13 protein-coding genes, 1 tRNA gene and 3 pseudogenes are annotated in these 20,746 nt (G+C 68.4%); 14 read left to right on the forward strand and 3 right to left on the reverse strand.

Annotation, left to right across the window (positions count from 1 at the left end; genetic code table 11):
• Positions 1-29: 29 nt before the first annotated feature.
• The 4 genes and pseudogenes from ACFYZ8_RS35850 to ACFYZ8_RS35865 form a co-directional block, all read left to right on the forward strand.
• Positions 30-3,794: a helix-turn-helix domain-containing protein gene (locus ACFYZ8_RS35850; RefSeq protein WP_388539438.1), complete on the forward strand. Its 3,765-nt coding sequence runs from the start codon at positions 30-32 to the stop codon at positions 3,792-3,794.
• A gap of 98 nt (positions 3,795-3,892) precedes the next feature.
• Entirely contained in the window at positions 3,893-5,332 is a 1,440-nt protein-coding gene (locus ACFYZ8_RS35855; RefSeq protein ID WP_359033015.1) for a polysaccharide deacetylase family protein, read from the forward strand.
• A 107-nt stretch (positions 5,333-5,439) separates the two neighbouring features.
• Positions 5,440-5,512 (forward strand) — tRNA-Arg (locus ACFYZ8_RS35860).
• 144 nt (positions 5,513-5,656) lie between these two features.
• Positions 5,657-6,739, forward strand: a pseudogene (locus ACFYZ8_RS35865) (mobilization protein); the annotation flags it as partial.
• On the opposite strand, the gene ACFYZ8_RS35870 reads toward ACFYZ8_RS35865, so the two are convergent.
• Positions 6,740-7,285: a flavoprotein gene (locus tag ACFYZ8_RS35870; protein ID WP_168509174.1), complete on the reverse strand. Its 546-nt coding sequence runs from the start codon at positions 7,283-7,285 to the stop codon at positions 6,740-6,742.
• Positions 7,282-8,553: a helix-turn-helix domain-containing protein gene (locus ACFYZ8_RS35875; RefSeq protein WP_388539436.1), complete on the reverse strand. Its 1,272-nt coding sequence runs from the start codon at positions 8,551-8,553 to the stop codon at positions 7,282-7,284. The genes ACFYZ8_RS35870 and ACFYZ8_RS35875 overlap by 4 nt, the downstream gene beginning before the upstream one ends.
• A gap of 175 nt (positions 8,554-8,728) precedes the next feature.
• Here ACFYZ8_RS35875 and ACFYZ8_RS35880 point away from each other — a divergent pair, with 175 nt between their 5' ends.
• The 10 genes and pseudogenes from ACFYZ8_RS35880 (at position 8,729) to ACFYZ8_RS35925 (ending at position 17,910) form a co-directional block, all read left to right on the forward strand.
• Entirely contained in the window at positions 8,729-9,160 is a 432-nt protein-coding gene (locus tag ACFYZ8_RS35880) for an ATP-binding protein (RefSeq protein WP_388539433.1), read from the forward strand.
• Between the two features lie 39 nt (positions 9,161-9,199).
• Complete coding sequence (locus tag ACFYZ8_RS35885; RefSeq protein ID WP_388539495.1) at positions 9,200-10,483, forward strand: UDP-N-acetylglucosamine 1-carboxyvinyltransferase; 1,284 nt, start codon at positions 9,200-9,202, stop codon at positions 10,481-10,483.
• A complete protein-coding gene (locus ACFYZ8_RS35890; protein WP_388539431.1) occupies positions 10,480-11,715 on the forward strand; it encodes a bifunctional metallophosphatase/5'-nucleotidase in 1,236 nt (411 codons plus the stop codon). Before ACFYZ8_RS35885 ends, ACFYZ8_RS35890 begins: the two co-directional genes overlap by 4 nt.
• Positions 11,712-12,251, forward strand: coding sequence for a dCTP deaminase (gene dcd / locus ACFYZ8_RS35895; protein ID WP_388539428.1), 540 nt, complete (start codon positions 11,712-11,714; stop codon positions 12,249-12,251). Before ACFYZ8_RS35890 ends, dcd begins: the two co-directional genes overlap by 4 nt.
• Complete coding sequence (locus tag ACFYZ8_RS35900; RefSeq protein WP_266681477.1) at positions 12,248-12,784, forward strand: deoxycytidine triphosphate deaminase; 537 nt, start codon at positions 12,248-12,250, stop codon at positions 12,782-12,784. Before dcd ends, ACFYZ8_RS35900 begins: the two co-directional genes overlap by 4 nt.
• Positions 12,781-13,902: a glycosyltransferase family 4 protein gene (locus tag ACFYZ8_RS35905; protein ID WP_388539425.1), complete on the forward strand. Its 1,122-nt coding sequence runs from the start codon at positions 12,781-12,783 to the stop codon at positions 13,900-13,902. The genes ACFYZ8_RS35900 and ACFYZ8_RS35905 overlap by 4 nt, the downstream gene beginning before the upstream one ends.
• Before the next feature lie 111 nt (positions 13,903-14,013).
• Positions 14,014-15,057, forward strand: coding sequence for a serine hydrolase domain-containing protein (locus ACFYZ8_RS35910; protein ID WP_388539422.1), 1,044 nt, complete (start codon positions 14,014-14,016; stop codon positions 15,055-15,057).
• A gap of 195 nt (positions 15,058-15,252) precedes the next feature.
• Positions 15,253-15,561, forward strand: a pseudogene (locus ACFYZ8_RS35915) (hypothetical protein); the annotation flags it as partial.
• Positions 15,561-16,098: pseudogene (locus ACFYZ8_RS35920) on the forward strand (GNAT family N-acetyltransferase); the annotation flags it as partial. The pseudogenes ACFYZ8_RS35915 and ACFYZ8_RS35920, both read left to right, overlap by 1 nt.
• Positions 16,099-16,527: 429 nt before the next feature.
• Positions 16,528-17,910, forward strand: coding sequence for a Shedu anti-phage system protein SduA domain-containing protein (locus ACFYZ8_RS35925; protein ID WP_388539493.1), 1,383 nt, complete (start codon positions 16,528-16,530; stop codon positions 17,908-17,910).
• A gap of 71 nt (positions 17,911-17,981) precedes the next feature.
• Here the strand turns inward: ACFYZ8_RS35925 and ACFYZ8_RS35930 are convergent, their stop codons facing one another.
• A complete protein-coding gene (locus ACFYZ8_RS35930; protein WP_388539419.1) occupies positions 17,982-20,705 on the reverse strand; it encodes an ATP-dependent RecD-like DNA helicase in 2,724 nt (907 codons plus the stop codon).
• Positions 20,706-20,746 lie beyond the last annotated feature (41 nt).

A 20,746-nucleotide genomic window follows, 5' to 3' on the forward strand; every position in this document is an offset into this window, starting at 1 on the left:
TGGTCGGTGAGGCTCGAGAGGTACGCCCGGTGGGACGACGCGAGAAGCCGGTGGACCCCGATGCCGGACCCGTGCAGCGCCTGGCGTACGACCTGCGCCTGCTGCGCGAGAAGGCGGGGAAGCCGCCGTACCGGGAGATGGCCGAGAAGGCGGGCTACTCGACGACGGCGCTCTCCCAGGCGGCGGCCGGCGACCAGCTGCCCTCGCTCGCGGTCGTCCGCGCCTATGCCGAGGTGCTCGGCGCCGACCCGGAGGAGTGGGAGGGGCGCTGGCGCGAGGCGGACGCGGAGGTCCGGGTGCCGTCCGCCGGGGAGCGGGCGCCCTACCGGGGCCTGGCACGGTTCGAGCCCGGCGACAGCGACCTCTTCTTCGGCCGGGACAAGCAGGTCGGCGAGCTGCTCGCGCTGGTGCGCGCGCACCGGTTCGCGGCCGTGTTCGGCGCGTCCGGCAGCGGCAAGTCGTCGTTGCTGCGGGCGGGGCTGATCCCGGCGCTGCGGACGGCGGAAGGGGGCGAACGCCCGGCGGTGATCCGTGTCCTCACCCCGGGCGACCGGCCCGCGCACACCCACGCGAACGCGCTCACGCCGCTGGACGGCGCACTGGACACCTGGGTGGTCGTCGACCAGTTCGAGGAGCTGTTCACCCTCTGCCACGACCGCGAGGAACGCGACCGCTTCCTCGACCTGCTGCTGCGCGCCCGCGACGAGTCGAGCGGGCTGCGCGTGGCCCTCGCCGTCCGCGGTGACTTCTACGGCCACTGCGCCTCCCATCCCGGGCTCGCCGAGGCGGTCAGCCGGGCGAACCTGCTGGTCGGACCGATGAGCCGGGACGAGCTGCGGGAGGCGATCACCGGTCCCGCGAGCGCCGAGGGACTGAACGTGGAGCGGGTGCTGACCACCCGGATCATCGACGAGGTCGCCGAGCAGCCGGGCGCCCTGCCGATGCTCTCGCACGCCCTCCTGGAGACCTGGCGCCGGCGCCGGGGCCGGACCCTCACCCTGGCCGGATACGAGGAGACGGGCGGGGTACGCGGGGCGATCGCCGCGAGCGCCGAACAGTTCTACGGCTCTCTCGCCCCGGAGCAGGCCCGCACCGCCCGTCGCGTCCTGCTGCGCCTGATCGCCCCCGGCGACGGCGCCGCCGACACCCGCCGCCCCGCGTCCCGGGCCGAACTGGGACCCGGCGCGGAGGACGTCCTGGAACGCCTCGCCGCCGCCCGCCTGGTCGCCCTGGACGGCGACACCGTCGAGCTGGCCCACGAAGTCCTGATCACCGGCTGGCCCCGGCTGGCGGAGTGGATCGAGGCCGACCGGGAGCGGCTGCGCGCGCAGCGACAGCTCGGGGAGTCGGCCCGCGCCTGGGAGGAACTGAACCGGGACGCGGGGGCGCTGTACCGGGGGACGCGGCTGGCGCGGGCGGAGGAGCTGTTCGGCGGCGGGACGCCGTCCGGACCGCGCTCTCACGAGGACGACCTCGCCCCGCTGGAGCGCTCTTTCCTCGCCGCCTCCCTCGCCGGCCGGGACGCCGAGCAGGTGGCCGGGGTGCGGGCCGCTCGGCGTACCCGGAATCTTGGCGTGGGGCTCGCGGTGTTCCTCGTGCTCGCGCTGGCCGCGGGGCTGCTGGCCTGGCAGCGGAACGAGGTGAGCGAGGAGGAGGCGGCGAAGGCGGCCGCCCGGCGCCTGGCCACGGTGTCCGAGAGCCTGCGGTCCACGGACCCCCGTACGGCCGCCCTGCTCTCCGTCGCCGCATGGCGCCTGGCCCCGCTGACGGAGTCCCGCTCGGCCCTGCTGGAGTCCCTGTCCCGGCCGGAGCGGGACGCCTACACCGACCCCCGGACCGGCGAGAACGCCCGCCGCTTCCTCACCGGCCAGGGCCGCACCCTCGTCACCGTCACGGGCTCCCGGGTCACCGTGCGGAACATGGCCGACCACCGGGTCACCGCCACGTACCACCTCCCCAGCGCCTCGGAGGCCTCGCAGATGGGCCCCGACTCCCGCTTCCTCGTCATCACCGGCGAGGGCGGCGACACCCTGTGGGACTTCACCGCCGGCGAGTCCGCCGCCGACCTGGCGGAGACGAGCTACTGGGGGGCGGCGGCCGACGGCAGCGCCTATGTCACCGGCCCCACGGACGGACCGGGCCCGGTACGGGTGCGCCGGACCGGCGACGGGAAGATCCTGTTCACCAAGGACATGCCGACCGACCTGACCGACATCTCGGCCGGTCCGGGCGGCCGCCTCCTCGCCCTGTGCACGGCCGGAGGCGCACCTCAGGTGTGGGACACCGTCCACGGCAGACGGCTGCCGGGCGCCTGGGAGAAGGCGGACGGCACGGTGTGCGGCACCGGTTCGGGCGCGGACGGCGGCTCCCGGCTGCTGCGGCTGAGCGCGGACGGCCGGCGGCTGGCCTCCGTCCACGGCACCACGGCGACCGTCTGGGACGTCTCGGCCGGACGGACCCTCGCCGACTTCACCAGCGGCGAAGCCACCGGCTTCAGCGACGCCGCGCTCTCCCCGGACGGGGAGTTCCTGGCCACGGCGGACGGCCAGGAGGTCGCCGTATGGCAGATGGCGAACGGCGGCGGACTGGTCTTCCGTACGCCGACGGCCGGGGCCGAGGTGCGGGAGCTGACCTGGGACCCGGACCGGAGCAGCAGGACCCTGCGCTATCTCGACGGCGCCACCGTCCACACGGACAATCTGAGCGACCGTCTGAACACCCCCTGGCGGAGCACCCCGACGGACGCGACCGCGCTCAGCCCGGACGGCACGGTCCTGGCGACGGTCACGGGTTCCGGTTCGTCCTACCGTCTCGACCTGCGGGCCACCCGCGGTGGGGCGGTCCTCGCGCATGCCACGCTCGGTCCGCTTCCCGGCGGCGACGGTGGCGGCGACGGTGGCGGTGGCGGTGGCGACGGTGGCGGGATTCCGCAGCTCGCCTTCAGCCCGGACGGCAAGGCGCTCGCCGTCGCCGACACGGTGTCCGCCCACGGCTCCCTGCGGCAGCGCTTCACCGTCTGGGACACCGGCGCCCACCGCGTCCGTACGACGTTCGAGACGTCCGGCGCGGCCGACCGTGCCGTCTCCGGCCTCGCCCTCGGCCCCGAGGGCCGGACCCTGCTGGCCGTGCGCGACGCGAACGGCGGCACGGTCGAGATGTGGGACACCGCCACCCACCGTCGTACGGCCGGTCCCAAGGGTGTCCTGTATCCGGGCACGCTCGCCCTGCGGCCCGACGGCGGACTGCTCGCCGGCTCCTCCGACCAGTACGCCGAGCTGCCCTCCGGCAAGGTCACCGGGCGCTCGCTGGCCGACGGCCGCCAGATCACCGCGCTGGCCTTCAGCCCCGACGGCACCCGGCTCGCCGTCGGCGACAGCACCGGGCACGTCACCCTGTGGGACGGCGAGCTGCGCACCCGCCTCGGCATCCTGACCGGCACCTCCGACACCGCCGCCCAGGGCGAGGCCGAGGCGGTGAACGTGCTCGCCTTCTCCACCGACGGCGCCACCCTCGCCGTCGGCGGCCAGTACGGCACCCTGCGGCTGTGGGACACCGCCGGACAGCAGCAGCTCGGCACCGACCTGCCGACCGCGGGCGACGAGATCGACGCCCTCGCCTTCACCCGCGACGACTCGGTCCTCTACGCGAGCGGCCCGAACGTGCTCCTCCAAAGGCACCCCGTGGCCCCGGCCGACGTCGTCCGCGTCCTGTGCGAGCGGTTCGGCGGCGGCCTCACCGAGGCGCAGTGGCGGACCTATGTGTCCGACGCGCCGTACCGACGGGTGTGCCCCTGAGGTTTTTTGTTCAGGGGGACGTCGACGGTCGCTGAAAAAAGCCCCTGACCTGCACGATCGGGTTTCGGAAAACCCCTTCGACCCCAGGTTGCGGACCCATGCGCACTCATCGCCTTCTCCCCTCCCTCCTGCTCCTCGGCTCGCTCGCCCTGGCGACGGCCTGCTCGTCCGGATCCCCCGGAACGGCAGTCGGGACCGCCACCGCGCGGCCCGGAGCGTCCGCCGCCCCCTCCCCCACGCGGACCGTCGACCCCGCGAGGATCAAGGGCCTGCAGATCGTCAGCGACAACAGCGAGTCCACCTCCTGCGCCTGGGCGACCAGCTACCCGGACGTGCCCGGCGCGACCGCGATGACGGCGGAGATGAAGAAGGACGTCCAGGGGCGCCTGGCGACCTTCCGCGAGTCGTGCGAGGACGGCTCCGCGACCGACGCCGGCACCGAACTCAACATCAGCCACCAGTTGCTGGTCGCCTCCGGGGACGTCCTCGGCGTCCGGCTCACCACCCTCGGCGGCGGCGGGGTGGGCAGCGGACTGGCCCGGCGCACCTACTGGTACGACGGCCGGGAGGGCATGGCCCGCACCGCGCCGGACCTCGTCGACAGCGGCTCCCGGGACGCCTTCTACGCCGCGTTGAGGAGCGGGCTCGAGGGGCGCGAAGGCACCGACGCGGACACTCTGGCCCAGGCGTTCGACGACCCGTCGGCCCTGACCGGCGAGCTCGACGACATGGCCTTCACCGCGACCGGCGGACTGCGGGTGACCTTCGACCCCGGCGCGGTCGGGGCCGGGGCCGCCGGGTCCTACGTCGTGACCCTGCCCAAGGCCACGGTCACGCCCTGGCTGTCCGCCTTCGGCAAGCGCGTCCAGGAGCAGAGCGTCAGCCCGTCCGGCTCGCTCGACCTCGGCGCGACCGCCACGCCCACGCCCGCGGTCCCCACGCACACCGCCTCCGGCGACGACGACACCGACTGCGAGCAGGTCAAGTGCGTCGCCCTGACCTTCGACGACGGCCCGTCGGCCACGTACACCGCGACCCTCCTCACCTATCTCGCCCAGTACGACGCCCGGGCCACCTTCTTCACGGTCGGCCAGAACGTCGTCGCCCACCCCGCCCTGGTGCGCGCCGAGGCCCGCGCGGGCAACGAGGTCGGCAACCACTCCTACAGTCACCCCGACCTCACCAAGCTCACCGCCGAGGAGGTCGCCTACCAGCTGAACCGCACGAGCGCCGCGATCAAGGCGGCCACCGGCCAGGAACCCACCCTGTTCCGCCCGCCCTACGGCGCCGTCAACAGCACCGTCCGCGGGGCCACCCGGCTCTCCGCGGTGCTGTGGACCCTGGACACCGAGGACTGGAAGTACCCCGACGCCGCGAAGGTCGCCCAGTCGGTCATCTCCAAGGTGAAGCGCAACGACGTCGTCCTCCTGCACGACATCCACCCCACGTCGGTCGCCGCCGTACCGCAGATCCTGCGCACCCTCTCGGCCCAGGGCTACCACTTCGTGACGGTGAGCCATCTGCGGGCGACGATGTGAGGCACGGCGACCGGGCCCGCGGGCTTGATCTCCCGGATCACCTGACCCAGCCCTGAACCGGGAAGAACACCGACGCCTCGATCGGCTACCCTGTCTGACGTCGGCTCGCCTTCGTAGCTCAGGGGATAGAGCACCGCTCTCCTAAAGCGGGTGTCGCAGGTTCGAATCCTGCCGGGGGCACAGCAAAACGCCAGGTCAGGGCCCTTCCGTCCATCGGACGGGAGGGCCTTCGTACTCGCAGCACACATATGGCACACATGCGGCTGCGGGCGGAGGTGGGGAGCTGTGCGAGATGCCCGCGAAGGACGAGCTGGCCCGGCGACGGTACGAGAAGCTCGAGCCGTCGCCGCCGCAGCGGACGAGACTGAGTTCTTCGCCCTGCTGGAGGCAACCGGCGTGAGCGTGCGCCTCAAGCGCGGCCCGTCCGGCGACGCCCTCGGCTGCAACTTCGCCCTGCCCGGCGACACCAACGACAAGGGCGAGCCGGTCTTCTACTCCGGCTCCACCCTCGCCCCCGACCTCTCCCTCCCCAAGATCCGTCGGCGTCTCGCCACCACCAGCCCCGAACCGGTCACCGTCCGGCCGGGCAATCCGTGGCACCAGGCGACCGCCGCCACCGAACGCATCCCCCACCACCTCACCCACGGCGACGACCCCGCGGGGCAGGGACAGCTGGTCGCGCTCGGGGCGGCACTGGACCTCCTGGCGGTCACCGCGCCGTCGGCGCTGAAGGCCGAACTTGAACAGGCCGCGGCCGTCTTCGAGCGCGCCACCCGCTCCCGCATCGCCGCCGACCTGGACAGCACACGCGTCCTGCGCCGCAGCGTCCAGGCGATCTGGAAGGACCCCGCACGGCACGGGGACGGTGCCGGGCTGGCGATGCTGCTGGACGTCGCCCTCACCGCGGTCGCCTACGCGATTCACTGGCACCGCACCCGCCAGCACGCCCAACAGGAGGCAGCAGCGGAACAAGCCCTCGTCCATCTGCAGGTCGCGTACGCGCAGGTCGCCGAGCCGGTCCTGGTCGGCCTCGCCAGCCGGGCGCCCAGCCCGCAGACCAAGCGCCGCTTCGCCCACCACCTCCATGAGGCGGTGCCGGAGCACGCCGAGCGCGTCCTGGCCGACTCGGCTTGGGACGCACTCGCCACTGTGCTCGCCGAGGCCGAAGCAGCAGGACACAACCCGGCCACCGTCATCGACCAGGCGCTTAGCCAGCGCACCCTGGACGACGCCACAGCCCCGCCCGCGCTGACCTGGCGTATCCGCCGCCTCGGCGAGCGCCACGTTCCCGGTCCTTGGGCCCAGGCAGCCAGGGCCCACAGCGCCATGCAACGGCCCAGCGCGCCGGTCCACCCTGCGGCAGCCATTGCTCGGCCACCGCAGGGGGCACCGACACGGCGGCGCTGATCAGGCCGGTGCGGACAGCTTGGGCGCGAGGAGTTCCAGGGCTTCCTCCCAGCGGTAGCGGTCGGCCCCGCCGCCGGCCTTTGGCCGGTGCGGTTCGTACGAGCCGATCAGGACGCCCATCTCGCGTAGCCGTTCCAGACTCTGGCGGTACGCAGGGTGGGCGGCCTGGGCTGAGTTCAGGTACGGCAGCACGGCGACCGGGATGTCCATGGCGGGTGCTTCGCACAGGACCCCCAGGGCGAGATTGTCGGAGATCCCGGCGGCCCACTTGTTGACGGTGTTGAAGCTGGCCGGGGCGACCGCGATCGCATCCGCGGGCCGAGTCGGGCGCGGTTCACCTGGTGATCGCCATGCCGAGCGGATGGGGCGGCCGGTCTGCGCCTCAACCGCCTCCGCGTCGAGGAAGCCGAGTCCTTGGGGGGTGGCGATGACGCCGACGTCCCAGTGCAGTTCCTGTGCTGCGGTGATCAGTCTGCCGACGTCGGCGGCGATCCCAGCCGCGCAGACCACGATCTGCAGGAAAGGCTTGTCGGGCTGATCACTCACGCGGGCACTCCCAGTTGGCGGCTGAAGTGGTGCAGCTCGGGCAGTGCCCGGCGACGGTCGCGGGCTGCCATGTCGGCGACCAGTTCGCGTACGGCGGGGCGGCGGATGTCCTGTGCCGCGCAGCTCTCGGCGATACGCAGGGCCTGGTAGCCCTCGGCGAGCCTGCCCTGCTGACTGTAGGCGCGGGCGGTCTCCACCCACAGCGCGGCCCGGCGCTCGGGGACAGGAATGTGCCGCCGCATGAGCGGCCGTGCGGTTTCCAGGGCGATGCCGGCGTCACCGAAGGAGACGGCTGCGCTGATCTCGTGGAGTGCGACGTTGGTGGGGCTGAAGTTCGCCCATGCGTCGGGCCGGTCGAAGGAGACGTAGCGAGCGACTTCCTTGGCTTCGGTGAGGAAGTCCTGGGTGGTGTCGCGGTCGCCGTTTCTGCTGGCGGCGGTCGCTCCGCGGAGCAACAGCAGACCAACCGCTGCCAGGTACCGGGGCGGGCGCTGGTCGTAGGAGCCGGTGAGCTGGTCGGCAGTGTGGCGGACCATGTTCACGGCCTGGGCCGTGTGCTTCTCCCGCACGAGGACGTGAGCGTGGACGCGGACACTGGCGGCGAGGACAACAGGATCCCCGGACCGTTCCGCCTCGGCCATGGCCCGACCGGCCGCGAGCCAGGCATTGCCCTGATCGGCCCGCTTCAGCAACAGGCTCACCGACGTCTGGTAGGCGGTCGCGAGCAGCCCGGACACCTCCGCCGAGCCGGATGAGCCTCCGGCGGCCTGACGCAGGTCGGCGATCAGACCCGGCAAGGTCTGCTCCAGTTCCGCGTAGTCGCACGTGCAGAACATCCGGCGTACGGCCCGTGCCCGATCCCGCAGCTCGTCGAGGCCCAGGGCTTGCCCGGTGGCCGCGGGGTTCGTGCCTGGCAACAGGACTTGGATCAGGTCGTGATGCGCCGCGCTCGACGACGGCGGAGCCGCGAGCGCGGCGACGCTCGCGGCAAGGAAGGTACGGCGGTGCATGTCCTCTGTTCCGGGCTCGGCGGGGCTGGCATCAGAAGCGGCGGCGAGGCCGAGACGATGCGGCGGAATCTCCAGTACCTGCGCGATCTCGCGCAGCACTCGCACGTCGTCGGTACCCCTGCCACTCTCCAGGCGGCTCACCTTCGACTGGTGATACCCAAGCGCGGCGGCAACGTCCCTCTGCGAGCGCCGCTGTAACACGCGTGCCTGACGGATCACTTCGCCGATCCGTCTCGCTTCACTCTGTGCCTCGGCCATCTGTGCCACGGCCCCTTCTGCCGTCGCCGATCCTGCCTGCTCAACCGAGAGTAACCGAGCGGCATTTGGCAGTGATGCAGCTCCTGCATAAGTGATGCAGCCCCGGCACACCGACTGGTTCCGCTTACCTCCGGAGCGGTTGCGTGGAGTGGCCGAACCGACCAGGAGGCCGCTCATGGAAGCGCATCACATCCGGATTCCCGTCTCCGGCACGCCAGCTGCCGCAGCGTCCGCGCGCCAGCAGCTCGCGAACGGGATACGGGCTTTCGGCGCCTTCCTCGGCCCCGAACTCCTGGACGCGGCAGAGCTGGTGGCCGCAGAGCTCATCGCGAACGCGGTCCGGCACGCAAACGGCGGCCCGATCACGGCCAGCGCCTGCCTGAGTGACAAGGGACTGCGGATCGAGGTGAACGACGCCAACCCTGCCGTCCCACAGGTCAGCCTGTCGGATGTGGACGAGGAAGGCGGACGCGGGCTGTTCCTCGTCGCAGCACTCGCGGACCGCCACGGCTTCGATCCGCTGCCGCCCGGCAAACGCTGCTGGGCCGAGTTCATGGTCAGCACCCCACTACCCACCGCATCACACCTTCCCTTGCAGAGGAGTTGACCGTTGACAGCCGTACGCATTCCCCCCGTCGCCGCAGAAGTGGTCGCCGTGCGACCCGGCAGCCCACTCGCCGGCTCCATCACCGTCGACGGCTCCAAGAACGCGGCCCTGCCCCTGCTGGCCGCCGCCGCGGCCCTGCATCACCCGGTGCATCTGAGCAACGTCCCGTCGAACATGGACGTCGAGACCATGCTCGCCCTGCTCCGACAGGCCGGCTGGCACACGGCCCGTCCGGTCAGCGATCCGCACACCACCGTGATCCTGCCGAGCGACAAGCCCCAGCCAGGTCCCGATCCCGAGGTCGCCGCCCACATCCGGGCCTCGTACTACCTCGTACCGGCCCTGCTCGGCGCGTCCGGGCGAGCCCGGCTGCCCTGGCCGGGAGGCTGCCGGATCGGGGAACGCGGGATGGAGCAGCACTTCAACGTCTACGAGCGCTTCGGTGACCGCACAACGGTCGATGGACGCGGCTACCTCGTGGAAGCAGCCACTGGTGGGACCGGAACCGTGTCCGTGGTGCTGCCGTTCCGCTCTCGGGGGGCGAGCGTCGCTGCCCTCCTGCGCGCGGTCGTAGCCGGCCGGCCCCTGCGCCTCGGCCACCCCAATCTCTCGCCTGAAGTGATCAGCGTCGTAGAGGCGTTGCAGGTGGCGGGATGGGAGTGCCGGGTCAGTGAGTCGGTCCTGACGCTGTCACCACCCACTTCCGTCCCGACGGGGACCACCGTCTGGTCGGTGCCCGGCGACAAGGTCGAAGCCGGGACCCTGGCCTGTGCGGTCGCGGCGACCGGCGGGGACGCACGCATCTGTGGCGTACGCGGCGACGACGTCGCTCCCCTGGTCTCCGCCTTGAACTGGCTCGGAGTCCCCGCCGACGCCGAGGACGATGCTCTCACCGTCCGGGCCCACGACGCCGAGCCGACCGGGCGATCACTGCGCGCCATCGCCTCCCTCTCCCCCGACGGCTTGGACGCCGACTTCGAACCACCGCTGATGGCCCTCGCCCTCGGTCTGCCCGGCACTCACCAGTTCGCCGACACCATCAACCCCGGCCGTCACGGCAACCTGCTCCCCCAGCTCGCCCGACTCGGCGCCGAGATCCACGAGCTCTCGCCCACCCAATGCCGCCTCACCGGACCGCAGCAGCTGACCGGCGCCGGCGTGGAGGCCACCGACATCCGCACGGGCTCGGCCCTGCTCATCGCCGGCCTCACAGCGAGCGGCGTCACCACCCTCGGCGGCCTCGAACAGCTCCGGCGCGGCCACGCCGACCTGCCCACCAAACTGCACGCCCTGGGCGCCGACATCTGCGAGGTCACTCCATGACCCGGCAGCTCCAGCGAATCACCGCCACGACCGACGTCCACTCCTCCTTCGCCCAGGCCACTCCAATGCTCGCCTACCTCCACGCGGCCAGGGCCGAGAGCCTGGTCGTGGACTGCGGCGACTTCTTCGAAGGCACCGGCTTCTACCGCTTCGGCCAGGGTCAGATCGAGAGCGAGGTCCTCACAAGCCTGTACGACCTGCTCGCCCCCGGAAACCACGGCTGGCCGCACTACTTCGAACCGCAGCTACACGAGATGACCGTGTGCGCGAACGCAGCCGACGGCAGCGGCAGGCCGCTCTTCGACCGCGTGCGCATCGAGCACATCGGTGGCCGGCGAGTTGCCGTCACCGCGGTGATCGGCCTGCAAGCCTTCAACGCGATCCCTGCCAACCAGCGCACCGGCCACCACGTCACCGACCCGGCCCAGGCCCTGCGCGAGGTGATGCTGGAGCACCATCACCGTGCCGACGCCTGGATGGTGCTGTCCCACTCGGGCTTCGAGGAGGACCTGAAGCTGGCCGCCGCCTGCTCTTTCGCGGACGTCATCTTCGCCGGGCACTGCCACAGCAACACCTACGGCCCCGTGCCCGTCGGCGACACCCTCGTCGTCAAGGGCCACGAACTCGGCGTCGGGTACGCCACCGCCGAGCCGGTCGGGGCCGGCTGGGCGGCCCGCGTAGGCGCCTTCCCCGACACCTCCGCAATCCCCGAGGACCTCGCCGTACTGCAGGAGAAGATCGCGCTCCTCAACAGCACCCTGGGAAGCCGGCTCGGCATCGTGAACGAGCCATATCTCAATACCCTGTTGGACCGACGACTCCTCTTGGACGAGATCGCCACCCGCCTACACACCGGCCTCGGAGCGGACGGGGTCATCCTCAACGAGACCGCTCTACGCCCCGTACCGCTGGGCGATGTCCTCACTCTCGGCGACTTGCTCGCCATCGAGCCCTTCGGCAACCAGCTCGTCCACGCCTTCTTCCCCGACGATCAGTCCGAGGACCACGCCAAGCTGCTCGCTCATCTCGTCGAACACGTCGGCCCCTTGGCAGTCGCGCCCATGCCCCTTCCACCCACAGCGCGCATAGTGCTGACCACCGACTACATCGCCGACACCTATCTCGGCGGCCGCACTCATCAAGCCGGACTGCGTCTGGGCCAGGCGGTGCGCAGCGTCCTGGCGGCCCCGTTCACTGACTCTGCCGACGCTCTTCAAGGGGGCGCTCAATGATCCTCACCGGGCCCGAGATCAACACGGCCGTTGCCGATGGACGCCTTCGCATCACCCCGTTCGCCCCGGAGCAGACGAACCCCAACAGCTACAACGTCCGCCTGGGCGCCACCCTGCTGACGTACGCCACCAAGGTCATCGACGCCCACCACGCCAACCCCACGCACACGATCCGAATCGACACGGACGGATACGTCCTCCAGCCCGGCGAGCTGTACCTCGGCCACACCGTCGAGGAGGTCGGCTCGGACCTCTTCATCCCACTGCTCTTCGGCCGCTCCTCGGTCGGACGGCTGGGGTTATTCGTCGAGATCACCGCCCCTATCGGTGACATCGGCTTCCACGGCCAGTGGACTTTGATGCTGTCCCCCATCCGCCCTCTGCGGGTGTACGCGGGCATGAAGATCGGGCAGATCATGTTCTTCGTCACCACCGGGGACGTCGAGCTGTACCGAGGCAAGTACCAGGGCGCCGCCGGCCCTCAGCCTTCCTGCTACTGGCGGGATGCGGCACACGCCCAGGCGGTCGCCCCGTGATCCTCACCGGCCCCGCCATCGCCGCCGCCGTCAGCGCGGGCGAAATCACTATCGCGCCCTACGACCCGGCACGTCTGTCCCCCAACGCCTACGACTGGCGGCTGGGCGACACGATCCGCATCTGCGACGGCGACCTGGACGCCGCCGCCCCCACCACGTTCACCGAACTGGTCATCCCTGCCTCCGGATTGGTCCTGCAGCCCGGGATGCTCTACCTCGGCGTCACGTTGGAGAGGACCGGCTCGGAAACGTACGCACAGCTCCTCAACGGCAACCGCACCATCGGCGCCCTCGGCATCTGGGTCCATGTCTCCGCCCCACTCGGCCACCAGGGCCACGCGATCCGCTGGACCTTGGAAATCCGCGCCGCCAAACCCGCCCGTGTCTATCCGGGAATGACCTTCGGCAAGCTTGTCTTCCTCACCACCCTCGGCACCCCGGCCAGCTACCAGCAACAGCGCGCCAAGTACGCCGCCACGCACGGCATCGACATCTCCCGCCTGTACGAAGAGATCCCCCAAGGAGCGCTGTGAGCCCCCTCGTCCGCCCGGCCGCGGGGCCGCTGGCCGCCACCTTCCTCGACCTTCCAGCCGGAAGCCCCGGCGGCAGCGTCAAACTCTTTCTCGACCTGTACACCGGCGATAAGCCCCTCATCCCCGCACGGGCCTTCATGCTGGCCCCCACCCGCCCCAAAGCCCACCTTCCCGCCGGGCTCGACCTGCTGACGGTCGCCGGCAAGTGCTTGGAGGGCGCCGCCTTCGGCCACTACGTCGCAGCCCTGCGACGGGCGCTGGTGACCGCGATCGATCCAGCCCAGATCGGGGTACTGCACCTGCAGCACCTCACCTTCGGCGCCACGCCCGCCCTGCTCCGGGCTCTGCCCGCCCACCCCAGGATCGCCTTGGTCCACGGCACCGACCTGATCTTCGCCGAGGCCCACCGCGACCAGCTCCAAGTCCTGCGCGAGACTGCGAGGGCCGCCGACGTGATCGTGGTCCCCACCGGCGCGATGGCCGACCACCTTCTCAAGCTCGCCCCGCAGATCGACCGCCGCAAGCTCGTCCGCGTTCCGTGGGGCATCCCCGACCATCTGCTCACCGATCCGCCGGCGCGGGCCGCCCGCACCTCCACCAGCCACCTACGACTTCTCTACGCAGGCAGGCTGACCGCCGAGAAGGGCGCAGAGCGCCTGATCACGGGCCTGGCGCCCATTCCAGGAGTCGAGCTGAGCATCGCCGCCCCCAGAGCCCAGTTCCACGCCTTGGCCCCGCTCCTCCAACGGACCGGAGTGCGGGCCCGGTACCTCGGCTGGCTCCGCCGTCCACAGTTATGGAAAGCCTTCGCCGAGCACGACGTCCTGGTCATCCCGTCCACCACCCTGGAAGCCATGGGCCTGGTCGCGCTGGAGGCCCAAGCATGCGGTCTGCCTGTCCTGTACCAACCCGTGCCCGGCCTCAACGAAGTCCTCGCCGCGTCCGGAGTGGCCACCGACTTCACCCATTCCACCGCACTCGCCCGCGACCTCGACCGCCTACGGACCGCCCCCGGCCTGCTGCCCGCCCTGCGACAGACGGGCTACGCGAACGCCGCCCGCTACCCCCTCACCACTACCGCCCAGGCCCTGGCCGACCTTGGCCGCCAGCTCGCCTGAGACACACGCCGACCAGCCTCCGCAGCCGACGTCCGACACGCCATTGCCCCACTGGTCCCGCCCGCGTCACTACGCTGATCCGGCGGGTTGGCCACGGCGAACAGGGAGACCATGACGTACAGCACCGACCGCATCGAAGCCCTCCTGAACGAAGGCGTCCGCGACAAGGTCTACCCCGGCGCCGTATGGGCAGTCGGTGACGCCACCGGCACCCGCGCCCACGGCGCCACCGGGGTCCTAGACCCCAATGAGCCGAACGTGCCGATGCAGCCCGACACCGTCTTCGACGCCGCCAGCCTCACCAAGATCCTCGCCGTGTGGGCCTCGATCGGAGCCCTGCGGGAGGAAGGCAAGTTTGACCTCGACGCCCCGCTCGGTGCCTTCTGGTCCGAAGTCGACGGCCACCCGCTCCGTGCGGTGACCACCCGTCAACTACTCACCCACACCGCTGGCGTACCGCTCCGCGCCCAGCTCAAAAACCTCTACGGCACCGACCCCCAGGACATCCGCGACGGTGTCCTTCACGAGGCCCTGCACCGCCCGCCCGGCGAGGCCGTCGAGTACACCGACCGAGCTGCCCTCATCCTCGGATACCTCGCCGAACACCTCTCCGGGCGACGCCTCGACCAGCTCGCCACGGAACGGACCTGGCAGCCGCTGGGCATGCACTCCACCCGCTTCGGACCCCTGCCTGCCGAAATCACCACGCGGTGCGCACCGACCGAACTCGACCAGGAGACCGACACCCACCTCAAGGGCGTCGCCCACGACTTCTCCGCCCGGCTCCTGGGCGGAGTGTGCGGGATCGCCGGTGCCTTCACCGTCCTCGACGACCTCGCCCTCTTCCTGCGCTACATGCTGGACACCTCAACCAGCCACGGGCAAGCTGGATTCGGCCCCGACTGGACCGGGCAGTCACTGACCGTCCAGACCGGCACCCTAGAACCTGTACGCGGCCTGTTCTGGCATCCCGCCCCTGGCACGCACCCCGCTGAGGACATCTGGGTCCACTACGGCTTCACCGGCACCGGCATGTGGATCTCACCCCACCAGGGGCGCTGGGCCGTACTCCTGACCAACAAGCTCTACTACACCCGCGACCGCCAGCCCCTGACCGACGTCCGCAACACCTTCCGTGCGCTTGCGTTTGTCTGAAGCAACCTGCAGCGAATCCGTTGAGAGGGGTACAGCCGGCCCCGCATTGTGCGGTGCAGGGTCCGAAATACACGGCGGGCAGCCCAGCGCCGCGGAGGCGCTCAGTCGGCCGTTCTGGTCGGGGCGGCTGAATATGTAGGGGAGTTCCAACAACGGTTGTCGTTCAGCGCGGACAACACCGGGAGTTCGCGGGGATCCCTCGCCCTCTCCGCACACTTGGCGCTCGGCGACTACTCCGCCGCCGAGTACCACGCCCACCGCTGCTTGTCCGTCCTCCGGCCCCACATGATCCGATCTCGCGCTATCGCCACCACCCGGCTCGCCCAGGGCGCCCCCGACGCCGCCACGGCCACCGCCTTGAAATTGCCCACCCAGGCCGCCACCCAGCATGCCCGGGTCACGCGCGTGCTGCAGGAGTTCGGGGCCGTGCTGCGCGCCATCGCACCGGGCAGCTCCACCGTGCAGACCTGGACCGAGCACACCGCCGCCTGGAGGATGGCTGCATGGCAACGGCGCCCGCCATCGAACTGCGCACGTTCACGACTCTCGACACCGCCCGCGGAGACCTCCTGAACGTGTACGCCGCAGTACGCGCCCCGCTCCTCCACCTGCCGAACTACGCGGTCACCGCGTTCAGCGAGCGCCTTGACCGGCACAGCACCGAGCCAGGATTCACGGCCGTCCTCGCGTGCCCACACGGACATCCAGTCGGCTACGCCTACGGCAACACCATTGAGCACGGCAACCGGTACTGGCAGCGCACGAGCCCGACGCCGGCGAACAAGTACACCAAGCACCCGACAGTGGCCCTGAAGGAGATCGGCGTCCGGCCGACCTGGCGGAAGACCGGCACCGCCCGCCGCATCCACGATGCCCTCCTCTTCCACCCACGACGAGCCCTACGTCACGCTCATGGTCAACCCGGCCGTCGGCGACGGAAAAGTCCAGACCCTCTACAAGTCGTGAGGGTACGGGGACATCGGCCAAAGCCAACCGTCACCAGCCTCGCCGGTCCTCACCGTGATGATCCGCGCCATCCGTAGACCGGCACCCAAGGTGACCCGCCTCCTTCGAACGGCGCAGCCGCTCGAAGTGGACAGCCCACGACGACAGCCGGTGTCGATCTCTCTCCACAAGCGAATGAGCCGCTGTACGTTCGTGGTACTCCAGGTGTGGGAGGAGAGACGTGAAGTACTGGCTGTTAGCCGCCGAGAACAAGACGTCCGCGTACGAGATGACTCGCGGATCTTCCCAGTCGGCCGGGGGCTGGGATTCGTCGCTTTCAACCGTCACCCGTCTCGGGTTGAGGAAGGCGACGCAGTACTACTGTGGCGGAGGGGCCGCGGCGGCGGCGTAGTGGCGCTGGGGGACATAGCCAGCACGACCCCGGTGGAGTCCGACTCGCTTGATTGGTCGCTCGCGCGGCTCGTAGAGAGGAGCGACGAGGGGTCGACTCCCCCTCATGTCAGGGTGCGTCTGTCCTTCGGCAAGCTCTCGTTCGCGGCCCCTGTCTCGGCCCAGGTACTCCGGGCTTCGGGCCTTGATCACGTCGTGAAGCGGGCACGGTCGGCGACTAAAGGGCGTCAGCTGGTAGCGCTCGATCTGGCCGCCAAGCGATGGAGAGACTTGATTCAACTCGTGGAGGAGGTACCGGCACCGGATGACATGCCCACAGCGTGGAGCATTCCGCCCGGGGCAGTCGTCAAACGGAGCGAACTGCACGATGTCTACGGAGGCAGCCCACGACTCACTGTCGGTGCCAGTGGAAGAACTCCCAACGCATTCCTCTTCCTCGATCGCTCCGCCACGGGCGAAATTGCTCCTCGGTGGGATGGCCCTGTGCTGCTTGCTTCCGGACAGTCACAGTGGACAGACACCATCTCGGACGACAACCTGGCCGCGCTCGCCCACTGGAGGCGCGGGGTACCACTGCGGGTCTTCGTCGCGCACCGCAGCGAGAGCCTCTACCTCGGGGAGTTCGCGATTGAACCCGAATCACCGGTGGAGTGCTGGGTGGATACCGGCAAACGGGATATTCGGTCCTCGTACAATCGTCGGCCACACATAGTGGACACTCGAGCTCCGCTCTTCCGGCTTCGCCAGCTGAACGGCGTCTCGATGCCAACGGGCGAAGTAGATCCGTTCCGGAACGCCTCTCGCATCAGCCTTCGGCTGCAACCTGCCGGTGACCAGCCAGCCGCGACCGCCATCCGAAAGCTGCTTACCGTTCTGGAAAGCGAGCCAGCAACCGCCACGTCCCTCGTTGAACTCGACGAGGCTCAACTGCTCGCGACTCTGGTCCAACGCGCTAGACGGCAGGCTGATCTGGATGAGCTGCGTACCGCAGTCGAGAACCCCGAAAGCAGCGAAGGCGACCTGCAGAGACTCATCGAGCGGATGACCTGGATCTTCGGAGGCGAGTTCCTGCCAGGCACGGTCCGCCGCAACATCACCTTGCGAGACCAGCTGGACCTGGCTCTACTCCGGCCAGACGGCACTCTGCACGGCGTCGAACTCAAGAAGGCCAACATCAAGCGGCTGGTCACCGGCCAGCGGAACCACCTGATCGTTGGCACAGAGGTCAACAAAGCGGTCGGGCAGGCAATGAACTACCTACGCGAGCTGGACGAGAAGCGGCCCCAGATCCTAGTGGACTTGGGTATCGATTGCCGACGCGCGTCGATGACGGTCGTGATGGGGCACAGCGGATTCGTGACCACAGACGCATCGCCCCAAGAGATCGACGAAACCATTCGTACCTTCAACTCGCACCTGACGCGTTTGAGCGTCACTACATACGGCCGCCTAATCGAGAACGCACAGCGGACAATCAACCTGACGGCCTCAGACTGATAGGGGGCTGCGGGTGTGTCGCTAGAGCCTGGACTCTTGAGCGCGAGCCGCCGATCCGTCTCGCCGAGGGATCAGGGGGCTCGCCGAGTCCCGGCGACCGGAATAAGGCCACGGCGGCTAGACAGTAGAGCAACGTCCTTCGGGTTGATCATCCGATCGAGACGCTTGAGAACGGCCTGCTGCGTCTCTGGCGTCCAAAAGATCCGCAGGCGCTCACGCGCCCGAGTGACGGCCGTGTAGAAGATGCTGTGTGTGATGTCATCTTCATTAGCATCGGTGATGACGATCTTAACGGAGTCGTACTCGAGGCCCTGCGCCTTGTGGATCGAAACTGCATAGGCCACCTGGAACGGCACGGAAGTGTTCAGCGAGTCATTGTCCTCGTCGCTGATGTCGTATTCGTAGACAGAGAATCGCACAGTCGCGTCTCCCATCCATTCGAGTTCGTCGCCATTGATGTCGAACTCGCTGAACGTTCGATCGAGTTCGACATCGAACTGAATCCGGCCAGGGAAGCGCTCGATACCGACAATTCGACCCTTCAGATTATTATAGATCACCGGCCGGAACCGCTCGGTCTCGTTAAAGAGGACCGGATCGCCGACTTTGTACGTTGAAACGCGCCAAGTGGTTGCTGCACCGGGGTTGCTGCTCTGGAGAAATCGGTTGATGTTGTTGATACCGTAGAGGCCGTCGTAGTTCAGGCATAGGATGATCTCGTCGTCGCTTTGAGCTTCGAACAGTGTCTTGTCGAGCACAGTCGAGTATCCGTTGCGAGCAATTACCTCGGCAATATCGTCATCGATGTTCCGGACCTTGCCCCAGAACCCAAGGAGCGATTCACTCTTAGTCCTGAAGGGCGTCGTCAGCTCGAACACCGAGGTGTTCGGGATGAAGGAGCGGATGATGCCGAACCAGTTTCCGAACTGGATCGACTCGATCTGGTAGACGTCGCCAACGAGCACGAGCAACTTGAAGGATGTCTCCTCCATCACTTTAATTAGGTCAGTGTTGCTAACCGTGCTGCACTCATCGATAACTAGAAGGTCGTACTCCTGATCTGCGGCGCTTCTGCGGATCTGGCTACTGATCGTCCGGAAGGTTGAGTTCTGCGCAGTTACTTTGCGCTTGAGGTTGTCGATCGCCGGGTTGGTGTGCGCGAGAAAGAGTTTCGCCTTGTCGTTGAAGTAATTCGCAATGTGATCCACCATTGTCGACTTGCCAGTACCGGCTGCGCCGTAAATCAACGCGACACGCGACTGGCCAAACAACAGCTTGAGCGCATCCTTTTTGGCCTCATCGTCGATGCCGCGAGGTTTCTCATCGAGCCAGCGCTCAACGGCTTGGCTGTAGCCATCTATTCCGGACGACGCGCGCTTCTGGAGCTTCTCGACGATGGCGACCGTATCGTCCTCGTACCCAGAAATAAAGACATGCCCCTTGTCCCGTACGAGCCGTCGCCGCTCTTTATGCTTGTAGTAGAGCTTTCTATTGTAAGCGGAAATCAGCTCGTTGACATCTCCGAGCTCCGCGAGATCGGCCTCGCGCGTGTAGAGCATTCCGTGATTCTCTACGTTGTTCTTCACACGTCGAGCGAGCAGTTCATGGTCTCGGCCGGTCACATCGAGGCTTTCAACAAGATCCCAGTACCGCGGATTATGCCCCGGCAGCGAGGTGCAGAGCGGCATAGTATCGAACGGGATGCAGCCATACTGCATTTTCATCCCGGAGAGGAGGCCACAGCCTTCCCAGTAATACTGCGACTTCAGAACCTGATTGTACATCCGCAGCATGAGATAACGGATGACGTTGTGCCCCTGACTCGCTGACCATACGATGCGGCGTGCTTCATCCAGCACTGGGAAGATCTGCGGTTTGGTGGAGCCAGCCGTACCTGCCGCCTTCAGCGGCGCATACTTTTCGTCAGGCATATCAATCAAGTCGAGCAGGTTGCCCGAAGTCGCTGTCAAACCCTGCATCAGGTAGCGGTACTCCGAAGAGTTGGTCCGAACGGTGGTGACGACACCAAGAAGACGAGCGAAGTTGTTGAACTCGCATGGCCGGATGGAAACTTCCCACTCGCGGATGATCGTAACCGGCATCTTCTGGCCAAGCACTTCGATCGAGTCGCTCTGGAGCGTAAGCATGGCTGCGTACTCGTCCGTCATGTCGATCTCGGTGAAGGCGATGATACGGTCAAACTTGCTCACCTTATTGACCGCTCGATAGAAGGTGACCTCGTAGTAGATGCGACCCCCTACGAAGAACGGGCGCGTTCTGTGGATGTAGTACCGGTCTCGCGCCCCAGCGTCCGACAGTGTTGGTTTCGGACGGACCGCCTCGATCCTCGCGGCGATCTTTTCGTGGTACTCCCGCAGCGATGGATCAAGGTCGACCGGGAATGCCTCGAGATTGGCCAGCACTGCGATCCCGCAACTTTCCTTGAGCAGGCTGCGGATGCGATGAAGATACTCGTAGTACTTCAGCATCAACCGCTCAGAGGTGTCCCCGTCCAGCGTGTAATGGGAGGCACTCATCTGGATGAGCTTGTGGAACTTGCCGAGGAAGTTGAGCTTTGCGTTGCCCTTAACAAAGATGAGTCCGGACTCCACAGCTGCATAGTTGAACTCGGTGTCAGACCGGCCAGTATGAAGACGTACCGAGACGCCCTCAACTAGATTGCGGAGCTGGGCGAGGACGTTCTGTGAGAGCAGTGCCCGCTGGTCCGTTAGCGACGCGATATTCCGGCAGATTACTTCATCCGCGCTCTTAATCTGCTCGTAAACGGTTGTCACAAGCGTTTGCCCTCCCACTCATAAGCTGCTCGGTTCTTCCG

This window comes from Streptomyces sp. NPDC001668, assembly GCF_042893155.1.
Classification (GTDB): domain Bacteria; phylum Actinomycetota; class Actinomycetes; order Streptomycetales; family Streptomycetaceae; genus Streptomyces.